Here is a 16,862-nt window from a genome sequence, read left to right on the forward strand (position 1 = left end):
CGGAGCCGGCCGGCGAGGCCCGCCGGATGACCCGCCGTGGCTGGACGCTCGTGGTCAGCGGCTCGCTGTTCCTGATCTTCGTGGTGCTCGGCTCGGTCGTGCCGGTGCCGTTCGTGGCCATCAGCCCCGGCCCGACCTACGACACGCTGGGTCGCGACGCGGCGGGCAACCCGGTCATCCAGGTCACCGGGCACGAGACCCACCCGACCACCGGCGAGCTGCGGATGACGACCGTCTCCCTGCACGACGGCGTCACCCTCTTCCAGGGCCTCGGCTTCTGGGCGAGCGGCCGGTACGCGCTGGCCCCGCGCGAGGAGTACTTCAAGCCCGGCGAGACGAACGAGCAGGTCAAGCAGGAGAACATCCAGCAGCTGCAGGACTCGCAGACCAACGCCCAGGTCGCCGCCCTGCGCGAGCTGGGCAACCCGATCAAGGTGGTGGCGAAGCAGATCGTCTCCGGCAGCCCGGCCGACCACGTGCTCTCGCCCGGCGACAAGCTGATCACCGTCAACGGCAAGAAGATCGTCGAGGCCGCCGACGTCCGGGCCGCGCTGACCGGCACCCTGCCCGGCCAGACCGTCCAGATCACCTTCCAGTCCGACGGCCAGCCCGAGCGGACCGTGCCGCTCACCCTCGCCGCGCGCCCGGACCGCAAGGAGGGCTTCATCGGCCTCACCGCGGTCGACCGCGCCGACGTGCCGTTCACCGTCAACATCTCCCTGCAGGACGTCGGCGGCCCGTCCGCCGGGCTGATGTTCACCCTCGCCATCATCGACCGCCTCAAGGGCGACGACATCGCGGGCGGGCGGCACATCGCCGGCACCGGCGAGATCACCGAGACCGGCGAGGTCGGCCCGATCGGGGGAATCTCGTTCAAGGTCGTCGGCGCCCGCGAGGCCGGCGCCACCGACTTCCTGGTGCCCGAGCACAACTGCGCCGAGGCCAAGACCACCGCGCCGGCCGGCCTCAACCTGATCAAGGTGTCCACACTGGACGACGCGCTCGCCCAGCTGGCCAACCTGAAAGCCGGGCGGCCGACGGCGTCCTGCTAGGGCAGCAGCGTGGCCTTCAGCGCTTCGACGAGGTTGGGCGCCAGGTCGGGGCTTTCCACGATCTCGTCCATCGACTCGTCCGTGCCGGCTCCGCGCAGCCGCATCACGCAGGCGCCCTCCCCGTCGCGCAGGACGGCCGCGACCAGGCGCGCCTCCGTGCGCTGCGGGTGGTCGGCGGCCGCGCGGCGGAGGCTCTCGGCGTCCGCTTCGGCGACGTCCGGCAGCTCCGACTCCGAGCCCGGCGGCAGCACGATGATCTCCTGGGCCAGCGCGCACCCGATGACCAGATCCGGCCACGCGATCCGGCCCAGCGCCTCGGCCAGGTCGCCCTCGGGCAGCGCCTCCTGGGCGACCGGCGTCAGCGGGTTCGCCCGGTCGAGCTGCCCGGCCAGCTCCGGCTGCTCGTCCAGCAGCGCCGCCGTCGGCACCAGCGCGAACAGCTGCGGCGGCTGGTCCCAGCCGCCCGCGGCCATGAAGTCCTCGATTTCACGGGCGAGCGCGGCCACGCCGGCCTGTCGCGCTTCGTTCGCTGCCATGCGCACATCGTGTCAGGTCGGCCGGGCCGCCGACGCCGCGAGTCCGGTTTGGGCGGGTCCCGGGAACTTCACCGGGCATCCGTAGAGTTAGGGAATCAGGGGGCGCACGCGCCCCTGCTCAAGTGTTGACGAAGACAGGAGCGTGTGCCGTGGCGACTCGGCCCCCGGTGAGCCTGCCGAAGCTGTCCCGGCGGAGCCGGATCCTCCTCATCATCGCCGCGGTGATCGTGCTGGCGCTGTTGCTCGGGGCCCGCCTCCTCGACACGTACGTCGACTGGCTGTGGTTCGGCGAAGTCGGCGCGCGGCCGGTGTTCACCACCCAGCTGGTCACCCGCGTGATCCTCTTCTTCGCCGTCGGCCTGCTCGTCGGCGGCGCACTGGCGATCAGCCTGATGATCGCCTACCGGACGCGCCCGGTGTTCGTGCCGATCTCCGGCGCCGACGACCCGCTGGCGCGCTACCGCTCGGCGATCGTCGCCCGGATCCGCCTCTTCGGCGTCGGCATCCCGGTGCTGACCGGCCTCATCGCCGGTCTGTCCGCCCAGGGCGACTGGCAGGTCGTTCAGCTGTTCCTCAACGGCACCTCGTTCGGCCAGACCGACCCCGAGTTCGGCAACGACGTCGGCTTCTACGCCTTCGACCTGCCGTTCATCAACTGGCTGCTCGGCTGGCTGTTCATCACCGTCGTCATCTCCTTCTTCGGCGCGCTGATCTCGCACTACGTCTTCGGCGGCATCCGGCTCGCCGGCAAGGGCGGCCAGCTCGCCGGCCCGACCCGCGCGCAGCTCGCCATCACCGTCGGGCTCTTCGTGCTGCTGAAGGCGGTCGAGTACTTCTTCGACCGGTACAACCTGCTGCTGTCCGACCGCGGCATGCCGCTGTTCGTCGGCGCCACCTACACCGACCTCAACGCGGTGCTGCCGGCCAAGCTGATCCTGCTGTGCATCTCGGTGATCTGCGCGATCGCGTTCTTCGCCGGTGCCTTCCTGCGCAACCTGCAGCTGCCGGCCATCGCACTCGTGCTGCTGATCCTCTCCGGCATCCTGGTCGGCGTCGCCTGGCCCGCCATCCTCGACCAGTTCTCGGTGAAGCCGAACGCGAACGAGAAGGAAGCGACGTCCATCCAGCGCAACATGGACGCCACCCGCCGCGCCTACGGCCTCACCGACGTCCAGTACCAGCCCTACACCGGCAAGTCGGACGCCACCCCGGACCAGATCAAGAACGACAACGGGACGATGTCGAACATCCGGCTCCTCGACCCGAACATCCTCTCCGACACCTTCACCCAGCGCGTCGGCCGCGAGAACTTCTACGGCTTCCCGGCCAAGCTGGACATCGACCGCTACACCGTCGGCGGCGTGACGCAGGACTACATCGTCGCCGCCAAGGAGATCAAGACCGAGGGCCTCACCGGCAACCAGACCAGCTGGATCAACAAGCACCTCGTCTACACCCACGGCAACGGCTTCGTCGTCGCGCCGGCCAACACGATCGACCGCGCGGTCAAGGACGCCAACTCCGACGGCGGCTACCCGATCGCGACGACCAGCGACACGCAGAACCCGGCCGGCGCCGGCTCACCCGGCTCCGGCCAGCCCGGCATCGAGGTCAAGGAACCCCGCATCTACTACGGCGAGCTGTCCGCCGCGGAATCCGACTACGCCATCGTCGGCGGCACCACCGGCAACGCGCCCGGCGAGTACGACACCGCCACCGACCGCTACAAGTACACGGGCACCGGCGGCGTCTCGATCGACAACTGGTTCAACCGCCTCGCCTTCGCCGCCGAATACGGCGAACGCAACATCCTGTTCTCCGACGCCATCGGCGACAACTCCAAGATCATGTACAACCGCGACCCGCGCGACCGCGTCAGCAAGGTCGCGCCGTGGCTGACCCTCGACGGCGACCCGTACCCGGCGGTCGTCGACGGCAAGATCCAGTGGATCATCGACGGCTACACCACGCTCAACAACTTCCCGTACGCCCAGCAGACCCAGCTCGGCGCGGCCACGAACGACTCCCTCAACGGCGTCGCCCGCCAGGCCAACAGCTCCATCAACTACATCCGCAACTCGGTCAAGGCCACCGTCGACGCCTTCAACGGCACCGTGACGCTGTACTCGATCGACGACAAGGAACCGGTCCTCAACGCCTGGGAGAAGGTCTTCCCCGGGCTCGTGAAGCCCAGCTCCGAGATCTCCCCGGACCTGCGGGCCCACTTCCGCTACCCCGAGGACCTGTTCAAGATCCAGCGTGAACTGCTGTCGCGCTACCACGTCAGCAACCCGCAGGAGTTCTACTCGCAGCAGGCCTTCTGGAGCGTCCCGCAAGACCCGACCGCCGAAGGCGGCTCCAACCCGGCCGCGGCCGGCGCGGCCAACCAACCCGGCTACTACGTCCTCGCGGACACCCCGGGCCAGACCAAGCCGACGTTCCAGCTGACCAGCTCGCTGACCGGTCTCCAACGCCAATACCTCGCGTCCTGGATGTCGGTCTCCTCCGACCCGGCCGACTACGGCAAGATCCGCGTCCTCCAGCTACCCAGCGCGGCCACCGGAGCCACCCAGGTCGACGGCCCGGTCCAAGTCCAGAACCGGTTCCAGAGCGACTCCCGCGTCGCCCAGGACCGCACCCTCTTCAACAACCCCAACGTCACCCCCATCTACGGCAACCTGATCACGCTCCCGGTCGCCGACGGCTTCCTCTACGTCGAACCCGTCTACATCCGGCAGCGCAACCAGAACAGCTACCCGCAGCTGGCCCGCGTCCTCGTCTCCTACGGACCCAAGGTCGGCTACGGCGCCACCCTCCAGGAAGCCCTCGACCAGGTCTTCGGCGCCGGCACCGGCGAAGCCACCACCACGCCACCCCAAGCCGGCCAGCCCACGACCAACCCACCCACCTCCACCAACCCGACCACCACCCCGCCCGCCAACAACGGCAGCGGCAACGCGGCCCTCGACCGCGCGGTCGCCGACATCCAATCGGCCATCGCCAAACTCAAAGCCGCCCAGCAATCCGGCAACTTCACCGACCAAGGCGCCGCGCTCGCCGCCCTCGACGCAGCCGCCCGCGCGTACGAAGCAGCCAAGACCGCAGCCCCCGGGACCAGCACCGCACCGCCCAGCACCCAGCCCGGAGGGTGACATCGGTAACGCCAACGGCACCTGCTTTGCACCCCCGCGAAACGAGGGCGTAAGGTAGGTGCCACGACGCGGGGTGGAGCAGCTCGGTAGCTCGCTGGGCTCATAACCCAGAGGTCGCAGGTTCAAATCCTGTCCCCGCTACAGAGGTTGGGAGGGGCGTGCTCGCCAAGATCGGCGAGCCGCCCCTCTTTCGCGTTTGTTCTGGGGGTCGAACCCCCAGACCCCCGCCAGGGGGGCTTCGCCGCCCCTGGACCCCGCTGCGGTTGGCTGGGTTTTTACTTGAGCCAGGCTTCTGTTTCTCCTGTTGTGTTTGCTATGTAGCCGTCCGGGCGGATCAAGATTTTTTCCAGGTCGGGCCAGGGGAGGTTGGTTACCTCTGCTACGAGTACCTCTGTGTGGGGGGTTGGTGTTGGGGTTTTTGTCAGCAGGACCCAGTTTCCTTTGTGGAATAAGTCGCTTGCGTGGCCTTCCTTCAGACCGAAGTCGGGGAGGCGGGTTCCTGCTGCCGGGTGGGTTTCCGTTGCCGGGTAGCGGATGTTGAGGCCCGAGATCATTCCTGACAGGTGGTGCTGGACTTCCGGGAGTCCGGTCAGGTCTCGGAAAAGGGCTCTCAGGGCCAGTTGGTTCGGCGTTGTGGGGATCAAGGCGTTCTGGGCCGCCACGTTCTGCAGGACGTCTTGGGCCACCTTGCGGCGTTCCGTTTCGTAAGTTTCCAGGAGACCCGGTGCGGCTCGGTTGCGGAGCTCGGCCGCCAGTTTCCAGCCCAGGTTCATCGCGTCCTGGATCCCCAGATTGAGGCCCTGCCCCCCGGCCGGGAAGTGGATGTGAGCCGCGTCGCCCGCCAGCAGGACTCGGCCCACCTGGTACGTCGCGGCCAGGCGGCTGTCGTCCGAGAAACGGGATGCCCAGCGGATTTCGGCGATCTCCGCCTCCGGGCCGAAGCGCTCCGCGACCGCCTCGCGCACTTCCTCGGGAGTCACCGGGGCCCGGAGGTTTTCCGGGCGGTTCAGCCGGTCTCCGAAGCTGATGCGGTACAGGTTCGGCTCGCCCAAGGGGATCACGCCGACGAACTTCCCCGGGCTCTGCGACGTCACCATGTTCGTCATCGAGCGCCACCGCGTCGGCGCCCCCGGAGGCGTCTTCTCGAACAGGACGTCCGCCGCCACGCCGTGGCCCTGCCCTTCGATGCCCTCGAACCGCAGGTTCAGCGCCTTGCGCACCGTGCTGCGACCGCCGTCGCAGCCCACCAGGTACTTCGCCCGGACGCGCAGGTCGTCCGCCGTGATCGTGACACCGTCGGCGTCCTGGACGAAGCCGGTCAGCTCGTGGCCCCGCCGCACCCGGACACCCAGTTCGTTCAGGCGCTCCTCCAGCGCCGCCTCGACCTCCGCCTGCGGGATGCCCAGCTGGTACGGGTGACGGGTGTCCCAGCCCGCGTAGCTCACCGGGAGCACCGCGAAGTGTCCGTCTGCGACAGTCGCGAACGAGCGGTCCTCCGCCCGGCCCAGCAACCCGCGCAGATCCAGCACTTCCGCCGTTCTCGGCTGGAGGTTCAGCGCCTTCGACAGCCCCGTCCGCTCGTGCATCCGCTCGAGCACCTGGACGTCCACTCCGGCCAACGCCAGCTCGTTCGCCAGCATCAGGCCCGTCGGGCCCGCGCCGGCCACCACCACCTCTGCGGTCAGCTCCTGCATCCCCAGCTCCTTAACAACGTTAAATTGACCTGTCCCGAGAATGCCCTTAACATCGTTAAGCTGTCAAGCCGGGAGTGCGAGGAGACTGCGAAACATGGCCCTGACCAGGCAAGACATCGCGCGATCCGGGCTGAAGCTGCTCAACGACGTCGGGCTGAACGGCCTCACGCTCCGGCTGATCGCCGCCGACCTGGGCGTCAAGGCGCCCGCGCTGTACTGGCACATGAAGAACAAGCAGGAGCTGCTGGACGAAATGGCGACGCAGATGTACCGCGACTCCGTGGCCGACCGGCGGCCGCCGGCGTCGGCGGGGGAGTGGGAAGCCGCCGCGCACAGCGCCCGTGCGCTGCGGCGGATGATGCTCGCCTATCGCGACGGGGGAAAGGTTTTCGCAGGTACGTACCTCGGCGACATGAGCCTGGTCGGCGAGCACCCGCTGCGCCGCAGCATCGAAGCCGGGCTCGACGAGGGGCGGGCGAGCCGGGCGACCTTCACCGTCTACTGCTTCGTCATCGGCTACGTGATCGAGGAGCAGGCCGTGCGGCCCATGCCCGGGGAGTTCGACGAGCGCTACCGCGAGTCGGCGGGCGAGGCCGTTCTCGGGGACGCCGACGCGCGCTTCGAGGACGGGCTGGCCATGGTCCTCAGTGGAGCCCGCCAGTGGCTCGAGACGACGTAAGGGCAGGTCAGCACGTTTCGGGACCCCGGTGCGAAGCCCTTGGCGACCCCGTGTAATCTATTCGAGTACCACAACGGCGCGGGGTGGAGCAGCTCGGTAGCTCGCTGGGCTCATAACCCAGAGGTCGCAGGTTCAAATCCTGTCCCCGCTACCACTCAGAGGCACGTTTCCGGGAAATCCGGAAACGTGCCTTTTTTGTCATGCCGGATCGGCTTTCACTGCCGACTTTTCCGTCCGGCGCGCGGAAAACTGCGGATCCCACGATGTGGACACCCTTCGGGGGTGGTTGCGGTGCGTGTCCGAGGTGCGCCAAGCCGGGGATCGCCGCCCGCCGAACTCACCTGCCTGGACGTGCCGGGGCTGCCTGCGTGCGTCTGGTTGGACCAAAAATCCCTGGGAGCGGTTGCAGAGCGTGTTCACGTCCACAGTGGACCAGGTCGCATTGGGCCGAACGAGGGGATCTGTCTAGCCACAATGGACAGATCCGCTGACCACTGTGGACACAGCGGCCGATAAGTGGGAATCTAGGGGGCGTGTCCGAATTGAATGCAACAGCCGCCGCCTTGCTCGGTCTGCTCCACGACGGTCCCGCCACCGGCGGGCAGCTCGTCGCCGGAGCCGGAGAGCGGTTCGGTGCCTTCTTCAGCGTCACCCGCAGCCAGGTGTACCGGGAGCTCCCGGCGCTGTCCAAGGAAGGCCTCGTCCGGCTCGGCAAGCAGGGCCCGCGCTCCAGCCAGCAGTACCTGATCACCGCCGCCGGCAAGAAGGCCTTCAAGGCCTGGCTGACGTCCGAGGCGGGCCCCGACCACCTGCGCAGCCCGCTCATCCTGCGGCTCGTGCACGCGGGGTCGCTGACCGCGAAGCAGCGCCAGTCGCTGCTCGAGTCGGCCCGGACGAGCTACAGCCAGCAGCTCGACGACGCCCGGGCGGCCACGAAGGCGGCCGAGGGCCCGTACGAGAAGGCCGTCGCCGAGTTCGCCCAGGCCCAGGCCAAGGCCGCGCTGAAGCTGCTCGACGCCATCCCCGCGGCCTGAGGTTCGCGCGCCCACGACCGGTCCTCGCAACCGGTCGTGGGTTTTGCCGTAACCTTGACAAACGTGAGTGATGAGTTCGACGCGGCACTGCGGGACCTGACCGGCAAGCTGACGCAGATCGAGTCGGTGATGGACCTGGACGCGCTGCGCGCCCAGGTGGCCGACCTGGAGCAGCAGGCCTCGAGCCCCACCCTCTGGGACGACCCGGAGGCGGCCCAGAAGGTCACCAGCCAGCTGTCCCACCGGCAGGGCGAGCTGAGGCGCGTCTCCGACCTGCGCCAGCGGCTCGACGACCTCGGCGTGCTGTACGAGCTCGCCGAGGCCGAAGGCGACGCCGGCAGCATGGGCGAGGCCGAGAGCGAGCTCGCCGACCTCGGCAAGTCGATCGACGGCCTCGAGGTCCGCACCCTGCTCTCGGGCGAGTACGACGACCGCAACGCCGTCGTCACCATCCGCTCCGAGGCCGGTGGCGTCGACGCGGCCGACTTCGCCGAGATGCTGCTGCGCATGTACCTGCGCTGGGCGGAGCGCCACGGCTACCCGACCGACGTCTACGACATCTCCTACGCCGAAGAGGCGGGCATCAAGTCGGCGACGTTCAAGGTGAGCGCCCCCTACGTCTACGGCACCCTGTCGGTCGAGCAGGGCACCCACCGGCTCGTCCGGATTTCGCCGTTCGACAACCAGAGCCGCCGCCAGACGTCGTTCGCGCACGTCGAGGTGCTGCCCGAGGTCGAAGAGGTCGACCACGTCGACATCCCGGAAAAGGACATCCGGGTCGACGTCTACCGCTCGTCGGGCCCCGGTGGTCAGAGCGTCAACACGACCGACAGTGCGGTGCGCATCACGCACATCCCGACGAACATCGTCGTCTCCTGCCAGAACGAGAAGTCGCAGCTGCAGAACAAGGCGGCCGCGATGAAGGTCCTCCAGTCGCGGCTGCTGCAGCGCAAGAAGGAAGAAGAGCGCAAGGAGATGGACGCGCTCAAGGACGGCGGCTCGAGCTGGGGCAACCAGATGCGCTCCTACGTCCTGCACCCGTACCAGATGGTAAAGGACCTGCGGACCGAGTTCGAGGTCGGCAACCCGACCGCGGTGCTCGACGGCGACATCGACGGCTTCCTCGACGCCGGCATCCGCTGGCGGAAGCAGACGACCACGGTCTGATCGGCGCGGGGGGTGTTTGCGCGACCGCTCACCGTACGCAAACACCCGCTGCTCCACCCGGGTGGACCGGGCAACCGGGGCTTCACGAGACCGGTGGGTAGTATGCCGAATCGTGATCCGGCTCGAAGAGGTTTCCAAGGTCTACAAGACCTCGACGCGGCCCGCGCTCGAGCGGGTGTCCGTCGACATCGAAAAGGGTGAGTTCGTCTTCCTCATCGGTCCCTCGGGATCGGGGAAGTCGACCTTCCTCCGGCTGCTGCTGCGCGAAGAGACGCCCAGCAAGGGCCGCGTGATGGTGTCCAACTTCGACGTCGCCAAGCTGGCCCGCCGCCGGGTCCCCCGCCTGCGGCAGACCATCGGCTGCGTCTTCCAGGACTTCCGCCTGCTGGCGAACAAGACCGTCGCCGAGAACGTCGCGTTCGCCCTCGAGGTCATCGGCAAGCCGGGCCCGACCATCAAGAAGGTCGTCCCCGAGGTGCTGGAGCTCGTCGGCCTCGACGGCAAGGCCGACCGGCTCCCCAACGAGCTCTCCGGTGGTGAGCAGCAGCGCGTCGCGATCGCGCGCGCGTTCGTGAACCGCCCGCTGGTGCTGCTCGCCGACGAGCCGACGGGCAACCTGGACCCCGACACCAGCCAGGACATCATGCTGCTGCTGGAGCGGATCAACCGCACCGGCACCACGGTCCTGATGGCCACCCACGATCACTCCATCGTGGACTCCATGCGGCGCCGAGTCGTCGAGCTGCAGCTCGGCCGGGTGATCCGCGACGACGCCCGCGGCGTCTACGGCATCGGTCGCTGACCGCAGTCCGGTAACGACGCAGCCCTTCAACGACCCCGACCCCAAGGACCTGCACCCGCCATGCGCGCCAGTTTCGTCTTCAGTGAGGTAGTCACCGGCCTGCGCCGGAACGTCACGATGACCATCGCGATGATGCTGACCACGGCCGTCTCGCTCGCCATGCTCGGCGGCGGTCTCCTCGCCGTCCGGACGATCGACAAGATGAAGTCCAACTTCCTCGCCGACGTCGAGGTTTCGGTCTACCTCACCGACGACATCAGCGCGAACGACCGGAACTGCACGCAGGCGCTGTGCCAGTCGCTGCGGACGTCGCTGCAGAGCAACAACGGTGTCGAGTCGGTCGTGTTCGAGAACCGCGACCAGGCCTTCGACCGGTTCAAGAAGATCTTCGAGAGCCAGCCGGAGCTGATCGCCCTCACCGGTCCCGAGTCGCTGCCCGCGTCGCTGCACGTGAAGCTGAAGGACCCGGACCGCAGCGACGCGATCGTGCAGGAGTACGCGAACAAGCCGGGCGTGCGGAAGGTCGACGACCAGAAGAAGTTCCTCGACCGCGTCTTCAACGCCTTCAACGGGGTCCGCAACATGGCCTTCGGCGCCGCGCTCATCATGGCCATCGCCGCGCTGCTGCTGATCGCCAACACGATCCAGGTGTCCGCGTTCACCCGCCGCACCGAGGTCGGCATCATGCGGCTGGTCGGCGCGACGCGGTGGTACACGCAGCTGCCGTTCCTCCTGGAGGCGGTGGTCGCCGGCGTGGTCGGTGCGGTCCTCGGGATCATCATGCTGGTGCTGACCAAGGCGAGCTTCCTCGACTCGGTGTTCACCGGCGACGTCTTCCCGAAGATCACCATGCTGGAACTGCTGTTCCCGGTCGCGCCGATCCTGCTCGGGGTGTCCGTGGTGATCTCCGCCATCACCGGGTACGTCACGCTGCGGCTGTACGTCCGGCACTAGCTTTAACCAGCTGCTCGTCGCTCCGAGAATCACGTAGAGTGGTCGTATGCCCAAGGAACGTGGCCAGAAGGTGATCGTGTCGAACCGCAAGGCGCGGCACGATTACTCCATCCTCGACACCTACGAGTGCGGTCTCGTGCTCGTCGGCACCGAGGTCAAGAGCCTGCGCGAGGGCAAAGCGTCCCTGGCGGACGCGTTCGCGACGGTCGACGACGGCGAAGTGTGGCTGCGCAACGTGCACATCCCGGAGTACACGCAGGGCACGTGGACCAACCACATGCCGCGGCGCACCCGGAAGCTGCTGCTGCACCGGCGGGAGATCGAGAAGCTCATCGGCAAGACCAAGGAGAGCGGGCTCTCGCTGGTGCCGCTGTCGATGTACTTCAAGGACGGCAAGGTCAAGGTCGAGATCGCGCTGGCCCAGGGCAAGAAGGCCTACGACAAGCGGCAGGCGCTCGCCAAGCGGGACGCGGATCGCGACATCAGGAAGGCGATGGGCCGCGCGCTGAAGGGCCGGTTCACGGAGTGACGCCCGGCCCGGCAACCGATGCGGACGTCGCGCGCTGGACGGCGTCGCTGGGCCTGCCGGGCCTGGTCGACCTGCACGTCCACTTCCTGCCGAAGCCGGTGATGGACAAGGTCTGGGCGTACTTCGACCAGGCCGCCACGCACTACGGCACCGAGTGGCCGGTGTTCTACCGGACGTCCGAAGAGGAGCGTCTGGCGACGCTGCGGTCGCTCGGCGTCACGCGCTTCGCGCCGCTGGTCTACCCGCACAAGCCGGGGATGGCGCAGTGGCTGACCGACTGGGCGCTCGAGTTCGCCGCGCGGGTGCCGGACGCGGTGCCGACCGGGACGTTCTACCCCGAGCCCGGCGCCGGGTCTTCTGTGGACGGTGCGCTGCGCGCCGGCGCCCGGGTGTTCAAGGCGCACGTGCAGGTGGGTGCCTACGACCCGCGGGACGACCTGCTGAAGCCGGTGTGGGGCGCCCTCGCCGACGCCGGGGTTCCGGTCGTCGTCCACTGTGGACACGGTCCGTTGCGGGGCGACTTCACCGGCTTGTCGGTCTTCGGGGAGGTGCTGGCGCGGCACCCGAACCTGACGGCGGTGCTCGCGCACGCGGCGATGCCGGAGTTCGGCGCGGCGTTCGACCTGATGGCGAAGTACCCGCGGGTGCACCTGGACACCACGATGGTCGGGGTGCCGTTCGCCGAGGCGATGTCGCCGCTGCCGCCGGACTGGACCGCGCGGCTGGCCTCGGTCGCCGACCGGGTCGTGCTCGGCACGGACTTCCCGAACATCCCGTACTCCTACGCGACGCAGCTGCAGGCGATCGCCGGCTGGGCGGCCGACGATCGCCTGGGGGAGCCGTTCCTGCGGGCGGTCCTGCACGACACGCCCCGGCGGTTGCTCAGCGCTTGAGCGCGGCCCGCTCGCTTACGGTGACCGCGCGGCCGAGCAGGTCGACGACCGGGAGCTGCTTGCCGGCCAGGAGGAACCCGGCCGTCGCGAGGAGCACCCAGGGCACCGGGCCGCGGGCGATGCCGTCCGACAGCGGGGCGAACCCGTGCGCCGCCAGGCCGAGCAGGCCGCCGGAGGCCAGCAGGCCCGCCACGACCAACTGCGGCGTCCCGGCGGTGACTTGGCCGGTGTCGCGCTGCATCTCGAAGTGGGCGAACAGGCGCAGCAGGCCGGCGAGCACCATCCCGCACGCCGCGAACCACGCCGGCGCCATGATCAGCCAGAACACCGTGCCCGGCGCGGGCGTCTGGTAGCCGAGGCCGTACACCGTCACGCCGGCCACGACGACCAGCGCCGGCATGTGCCAGAGGTAGACGCTCATGAACCGCGCGCCCAGCCAGCCGAGGGCGTCGCCGATGCCGGGGCGCGCCGCGAGGGCGTTGAGCTGCGGGCGGAAGGCGAGCAGCAGGCCGATCTGGCCGACGGCGAGGAAGGCGAGGAGCACGGTGGGCGGGCTCATGTTGGACACCGGCGCGCCCGGCATGCCGATCATGCTGGCCGGGTACGGTCCGAACGCGACCATCAGCGCGGTCACGCCGAACCCGGCGGCGGACAGCGTCAGCGCGCCGCGGCGGGTCAGCGAGCCGAGGCGGCCTTCGACGTAGTGGAAGCCGAGCTGGTGCACGGCGACCCAGACGAAGATCGCGTTGGCGTAACCGATGTAGCCGAAGTCGTTGAAGCGCGCGACGTCGACGAGGACGCCTGCCGCGCCCATGACGAGCGGCACCTTCAGGCCCCAGCGCCGGTGCGCGGCGACCATCAGCGGCGTGAGCAGCACGACGAGCACGTACACGGCCAGGAACCACAGCAGCTGCGCGGCGATCGCGCTGCCGACCTGCAACGGCTGCGGTGGGACGCCCAGACCGCGCAGGAAGTCCGGCACGATCAGCCAGACGGCCATCAACGGCAGCACCGGCACCATCAGGCGCTTGATCCGCCCGCCGAGCCACTGCCGCGTGGAGGCGGCGCGGCGGAAGGAGATCAGGTTGGCCGCGCCGCCCGCGAAGAAGACCAGGGGCATGACCTGGCTGAGCCAGGTGACGACCCACCAGCCCGGCGTCGCGAGGGCGTTGCCGGTGGCGAGGTGCCCGTCGGAGTAGGAGAGCACCGGCATGATCCAGTGCTGGGCGATGACGGCGAGGATGGCCCCCGCCCGGACGACGTCGAGGAATCGGTCCCGGCCCGCTGTTTGCATGCCGTTCAGCCTGGCCGGTCCGACCGGGGAAGACAGCGGTGCTGCCCGGCCTGTTCGGGGTGCTGTTCACCCCCGGTGCGTGCGGGGGTTTCCCCTACCTCAGGTTGTCGGGCTCGGGTTCGTGCTGCGTGGCGGCGACCCGGTACTCCCAGCCGTGCTCGGTGAGGCCGAGCTCGTAGCGGGTCTCGATCTTCGGGCCGCCGTGCAGGTGGATGTGCCGGATGACGGTGCCGGGGATCGGCTCGGCGTCCCCGAGCTCCTGGACGCGGCCGTCGAGCGGGCCGCCGAAGAAGCGGACGCAGCGGATCTCGTCGGACATCTGCGCGCTCCTCTCGCCGCCGGGTCCGCTCATGGTAGGTGAGCGCTCACAGGGGTGCCGCCCGCGGAACGGGTGACTCGTTGTCCACCCTACGGGAGGTCCGGTCACCGTCTGTCGCTCAGCGGCCCAGGTAGGTCAACACCGCACGCACGCGCCGGTGTTCCTCCGCGCTGGCTTCGAGGCCGAGTTTCGAGAAGATGTTGCCGATGTGCTTCTCCACCGCGCCGTGCGAAACGACCAGGGAGTTCGCGATCGCCGTGTTGGACAGGCCCTGCGCCATCAGGCCGAGGACCTCCGACTCGCGGGCCGTCAGCGCGTCCAAGGGGTTGCGGCGGCCGCGGGCCATCAGCTGGGCGATCACGTCCGGGTCGATCGCCGTGCCGCCGCCGGCCACGCGGCGGACCGCGTCCAGGAAGTCCGCGACGTCCGCCACGCGCTCCTTCAGCAGGTAACCGACGCCGCCGGCACCGCCCGAGAGGAGCTCCACCGCGTACGACTCCTCGACGTACTGCGACAGCACCAGGACCGGCAGGCCCGGGATCTCCTTGCGCGCCGCCAGCGCCGCGCGCAGGCCCTCGTCGGTGAACGTCGGCGGCATGCGGACGTCGACGATCGCGAGGTCAGGACGGTGTTCCTTGACCGCGCCGAGGAGGTCGTCCCCGTTGTCGACGGCCGCGGCCGTCTCGATGCCCTCGTCGGCGAGCAGGCGGGTCACCCCGGCCCGCAGCAGCACGGCGTCCTCGGCGATGACTACCCGCATCCGGCCCCCAGGTTCGTGGATGAACGGGGTCCAGAATATTCACCACTGGCAGGGGAGGTCAGCCCGGATCACGGTCGGCCCGCCCACCGGGCTGACCACGGTGATCACGCCGTCGATCGTCGCGGCGCGGTCGGCCAGCCCGGCCAGCCCGCCGCCGGGGCGCACTTCCGCGCCGCCGTGGCCGTTGTCGGTGATCTCGACGACGACGTGGTCGTCGGTCCGCCACACCTTCACGCCGGCTTCGGTCGCTCCGGAGTGCTTCGCGATGTTCGTCAGCGTCTCGCCGACGATGAAGTACGCCGTCGTCTCCACCGCGGCCGGCGGGCGCGGGTCGACGTCGACCGAGACGTCCACCGGGATCGGCGACTTCGCCGCCTGCGCCGACAGCGCCGCGTCCAGGCCTCGGTCGCCGAGGACGGCCGGGTAGATGCCGCGCGCCAGGTCCCGCAGCTCCGACACGGCGAGCTTCGCGTCCGTGTGCGCCTCGTCGATGAGGTCCCGCACCGCTTGGGGGTCCTGGTCGAACTTCGACTTCGCGCGGCCCAGGCTCATGGCGACGGCCACCAACCGCTGCTGTGCGCCGTCGTGCAGGTCACGCTCGATGCGACGGCGTTCGGCTTCGGCCGCGTCGACCCCGCGGGCCCGCGACGCCTGCAGCCGCTCGGCCTTCTGCTCCAGCCGCTTCGTGCGGTTCGGCCCCAGCAGGGCCAGCGCCAGCTCGCCGTGCAGCCAGCCCAGCCACGGCGTCACCCAGATCGCCATCGGCAGCAGCACGACCGACGCCAGCGCGATCGCGAACTCCGCGCACGCCAGCGGGAAGGCGGCCATCAGGTACGCCAGGTCACGCCACGTCGTCGCGTCGCTCAGCCGGACCATCCACCGCCGCAGCAGCGGCTGCCCCTCTTCGTACGGCCGCCGCTGCACCGGGGGCAGCGGCACGTTCAGCAGCTTGCCCGCCCAGCTCCGCTCACGGTCGCCGGACCAGCGCACGAAGCTCGTCGTCGCCAGCAGGATCGGGAACCCGATCCAGATCACCGCGGTCGAGACGCCCACCGAAATGCCGACCACGACCAGCACGAACTGCAGGAGCCGGAAGACAAAGCTGACCAGCATGTAGAGGATCGTGCGAGCCGGGTGCGGCCGCGGGTGTTCCAGCTGTTGCGCCTCGCTCATCCCGCCACCAGGTTCTTCTCTTCCGCGTTTTCCCACCAGCGCTCCATCCGGCGGCGCTGCGCGACCGTCGGCCCCAGCAGCCCCGTCGCCAGCCGGGCGTGCACGCCCGCCAGCGCCCTGGTCAACGCCACCGACAACGCGACGAACAACACCCCGAGCGCTGCCCACGGTAGCGCCTCCACCGTGGTGTCCACGGTCAGCCACGGCAGCTCCGAGTTCGGGAACCGGTATTCGCCACCGGGCAGCCACCGGAAGTAGACGGGCAGGAAGACGAGCGCGAGGCTCGTCGCCCAGAACGTCGTCACGAGCACGAACTCGACCAGGCCCACCGGGAAGAGCAGGGCGAAGTAGGTGAGATCCCGCCAGGTCGAGGGGTCCTTCAGCCGCCCCTTCCACCGCGCGGCCTGCTTGCCGGCCGGCAACGGCAGGTAGGGCAGGTCGATGTAGCGGTCCAGCAGCGCGTAGACCCGCGCCCGCTCCAGCCGGGCGGCCCCCCGCACGGCGAGCACGACCAAGGCGAGCAGGCCCACCCCGACCCACACCACGGCGGTCCCGGCGCCGGCCGACACGAACGCCGTCAGGAACCCGAACGCCAGCACCCCCAGCGGCAGGTTCATCAGCAAGAACACCACCGAACCACCGAACGGCGGATCCCGCCTTTCGTTCACCATGACCCTGCTCCTTCCCACGGACACCAGCATCGACGTTCCGCGAGGCCGGCGACATGGTGCGAGCGGGCATCCCGGCGGTAGGGCTGGCCCCACCCCTCCGGGACTAAAGCGGTCGCGCCGGGCGTTATGATGGACAGGTTGTGATCCCGACAA

The 16,862-nt window shown here is 69.3% G+C and carries 16 protein-coding genes and 2 tRNA genes; 11 read left to right on the plus strand and 7 right to left on the minus strand.

Annotated features, from left to right (window positions below; translation table 11 throughout):
- Nucleotides 1-26 precede the first annotated feature (26 nt).
- The gene (locus tag H5965_RS37455; RefSeq protein ID WP_396136983.1) at nucleotides 27-1,052 is read left to right on the plus strand and encodes a PDZ domain-containing protein; all 1,026 of its coding nucleotides are present in this window, start codon (nucleotides 27-29) and stop codon (nucleotides 1,050-1,052) included.
- Here H5965_RS37455 and H5965_RS37460 read toward each other — a convergent pair.
- A complete protein-coding gene (locus tag H5965_RS37460; protein WP_310975785.1) occupies nucleotides 1,049-1,588 on the minus strand; it encodes a PPA1309 family protein in 540 nt (179 codons plus the stop codon). The genes H5965_RS37455 and H5965_RS37460 overlap by 4 nt on opposite strands.
- Before the next feature lie 149 nt (nucleotides 1,589-1,737).
- Here H5965_RS37460 and H5965_RS37465 point away from each other — a divergent pair, with 149 nt between their 5' ends.
- Both H5965_RS37465 and H5965_RS37470 read left to right on the plus strand, forming a co-directional pair.
- Complete coding sequence (locus tag H5965_RS37465; protein ID WP_310975786.1) at nucleotides 1,738-4,740, plus strand: UPF0182 family protein; 3,003 nt, start codon at nucleotides 1,738-1,740, stop codon at nucleotides 4,738-4,740.
- A 67-nt stretch (nucleotides 4,741-4,807) separates the two neighbouring features.
- Nucleotides 4,808-4,881, plus strand: a tRNA-Met gene (locus tag H5965_RS37470).
- Nucleotides 4,882-5,015: 134 nt separating this feature from the next.
- Here the strand turns inward: H5965_RS37470 and H5965_RS37475 are convergent.
- Complete coding sequence (locus H5965_RS37475) at nucleotides 5,016-6,434, minus strand: FAD-dependent monooxygenase (protein WP_310975787.1); 1,419 nt, start codon at nucleotides 6,432-6,434, stop codon at nucleotides 5,016-5,018.
- Between the two features lie 94 nt (nucleotides 6,435-6,528).
- Here H5965_RS37475 and H5965_RS37480 point away from each other — a divergent pair, with 94 nt between their 5' ends.
- The 8 genes from H5965_RS37480 to H5965_RS37515 all read left to right on the plus strand — a co-directional run bounded on the left by H5965_RS37480 (nucleotide 6,529) and on the right by H5965_RS37515 (nucleotide 12,492).
- Nucleotides 6,529-7,113, plus strand: a complete 585-nt coding sequence (locus H5965_RS37480) for a TetR/AcrR family transcriptional regulator C-terminal domain-containing protein (protein WP_310975788.1) — start codon at nucleotides 6,529-6,531, stop codon at nucleotides 7,111-7,113.
- Between the two features lie 77 nt (nucleotides 7,114-7,190).
- Nucleotides 7,191-7,267: transfer RNA gene (locus H5965_RS37485), tRNA-Met, on the plus strand.
- A 379-nt stretch (nucleotides 7,268-7,646) separates the two neighbouring features.
- Nucleotides 7,647-8,147, plus strand: coding sequence for a PadR family transcriptional regulator (locus tag H5965_RS37490; RefSeq protein WP_013223153.1), 501 nt, complete (start codon nucleotides 7,647-7,649; stop codon nucleotides 8,145-8,147).
- 63 nt (nucleotides 8,148-8,210) lie between these two features.
- Entirely contained in the window at nucleotides 8,211-9,314 is a 1,104-nt protein-coding gene (gene prfB, locus H5965_RS37495; RefSeq protein ID WP_310975789.1) for a peptide chain release factor 2, read from the plus strand.
- Nucleotides 9,315-9,426: 112 nt separating this feature from the next.
- Complete coding sequence (gene ftsE, locus H5965_RS37500; protein ID WP_003082104.1) at nucleotides 9,427-10,116, plus strand: cell division ATP-binding protein FtsE; 690 nt, start codon at nucleotides 9,427-9,429, stop codon at nucleotides 10,114-10,116.
- A gap of 60 nt (nucleotides 10,117-10,176) precedes the next feature.
- Nucleotides 10,177-11,070 carry a permease-like cell division protein FtsX gene (gene ftsX / locus H5965_RS37505; protein WP_310975790.1) on the plus strand — a complete coding sequence of 298 codons (894 nt, stop codon included), beginning with the start codon at nucleotides 10,177-10,179 and terminating at the stop codon, nucleotides 11,068-11,070.
- A gap of 46 nt (nucleotides 11,071-11,116) precedes the next feature.
- Complete coding sequence (gene smpB, locus H5965_RS37510; protein ID WP_003082092.1) at nucleotides 11,117-11,599, plus strand: SsrA-binding protein SmpB; 483 nt, start codon at nucleotides 11,117-11,119, stop codon at nucleotides 11,597-11,599.
- Nucleotides 11,596-12,492 (plus strand): amidohydrolase family protein, encoded by an 897-nt coding sequence (locus H5965_RS37515; protein ID WP_310975791.1) that lies wholly within the window; start codon nucleotides 11,596-11,598, stop codon nucleotides 12,490-12,492. The genes smpB and H5965_RS37515 overlap by 4 nt, the downstream gene beginning before the upstream one ends.
- On the opposite strand, the gene H5965_RS37520 is transcribed toward H5965_RS37515, so the two are convergent.
- The 5 genes from H5965_RS37520 to H5965_RS37540 form a co-directional block, all read right to left on the minus strand.
- Entirely contained in the window at nucleotides 12,482-13,786 is a 1,305-nt protein-coding gene (locus tag H5965_RS37520; RefSeq protein ID WP_310975792.1) for an acyltransferase, read from the minus strand. The two genes, H5965_RS37515 and H5965_RS37520, sit on opposite strands and share 11 nt — an antisense overlap.
- Before the next feature lie 94 nt (nucleotides 13,787-13,880).
- A complete protein-coding gene (locus H5965_RS37525) occupies nucleotides 13,881-14,105 on the minus strand; it encodes a hypothetical protein (protein WP_310975793.1) in 225 nt (74 codons plus the stop codon).
- Nucleotides 14,106-14,223: 118 nt separating this feature from the next.
- Complete coding sequence (locus H5965_RS37530; protein WP_191315430.1) at nucleotides 14,224-14,865, minus strand: response regulator transcription factor; 642 nt, start codon at nucleotides 14,863-14,865, stop codon at nucleotides 14,224-14,226.
- A gap of 39 nt (nucleotides 14,866-14,904) precedes the next feature.
- Nucleotides 14,905-16,038, minus strand: coding sequence for a sensor histidine kinase (locus H5965_RS37535; protein ID WP_310975794.1), 1,134 nt, complete (start codon nucleotides 16,036-16,038; stop codon nucleotides 14,905-14,907).
- Complete coding sequence (locus tag H5965_RS37540) at nucleotides 16,035-16,709, minus strand: sensor domain-containing protein (RefSeq protein WP_310975795.1); 675 nt, start codon at nucleotides 16,707-16,709, stop codon at nucleotides 16,035-16,037. Before H5965_RS37540 ends, H5965_RS37535 begins: the two co-directional genes overlap by 4 nt.
- Nucleotides 16,710-16,862: the final 153 nt, after the last annotated feature.

The organism is Amycolatopsis sp. 505, from assembly GCF_031625235.1.
Lineage (GTDB): Bacteria > Actinomycetota > Actinomycetes > Mycobacteriales > Pseudonocardiaceae > Amycolatopsis.

Coding starts and splice junctions, on each gene's coding strand:
- H5965_RS37455 (WP_396136983.1), top strand. CDS start 27: ATGACCCGCCGTGGCTGGACGCTCGTGGTCAGCGGCTCGCTGTTCCTG.
- H5965_RS37460 (WP_310975785.1), bottom strand. CDS start 1,588: ATGGCAGCGAACGAAGCGCGACAGGCCGGCGTGGCCGCGCTCGCCCGT.
- H5965_RS37475 (WP_310975787.1), bottom strand. CDS start 6,434: ATGCAGGAGCTGACCGCAGAGGTGGTGGTGGCCGGCGCGGGCCCGACG.
- H5965_RS37480 (WP_310975788.1), top strand. CDS start 6,529: ATGGCCCTGACCAGGCAAGACATCGCGCGATCCGGGCTGAAGCTGCTC.
- ftsX (WP_310975790.1), top strand. CDS start 10,177: ATGCGCGCCAGTTTCGTCTTCAGTGAGGTAGTCACCGGCCTGCGCCGG.
- smpB (WP_003082092.1), top strand. CDS start 11,117: ATGCCCAAGGAACGTGGCCAGAAGGTGATCGTGTCGAACCGCAAGGCG.
- H5965_RS37520 (WP_310975792.1), bottom strand. CDS start 13,786: ATGCAAACAGCGGGCCGGGACCGATTCCTCGACGTCGTCCGGGCGGGG.
- H5965_RS37525 (WP_310975793.1), bottom strand. CDS start 14,105: ATGTCCGACGAGATCCGCTGCGTCCGCTTCTTCGGCGGCCCGCTCGAC.
- H5965_RS37530 (WP_191315430.1), bottom strand. CDS start 14,865: ATGCGGGTAGTCATCGCCGAGGACGCCGTGCTGCTGCGGGCCGGGGTG.
- H5965_RS37535 (WP_310975794.1), bottom strand. CDS start 16,038: ATGAGCGAGGCGCAACAGCTGGAACACCCGCGGCCGCACCCGGCTCGC.
- H5965_RS37540 (WP_310975795.1), bottom strand. CDS start 16,709: ATGGTGAACGAAAGGCGGGATCCGCCGTTCGGTGGTTCGGTGGTGTTC.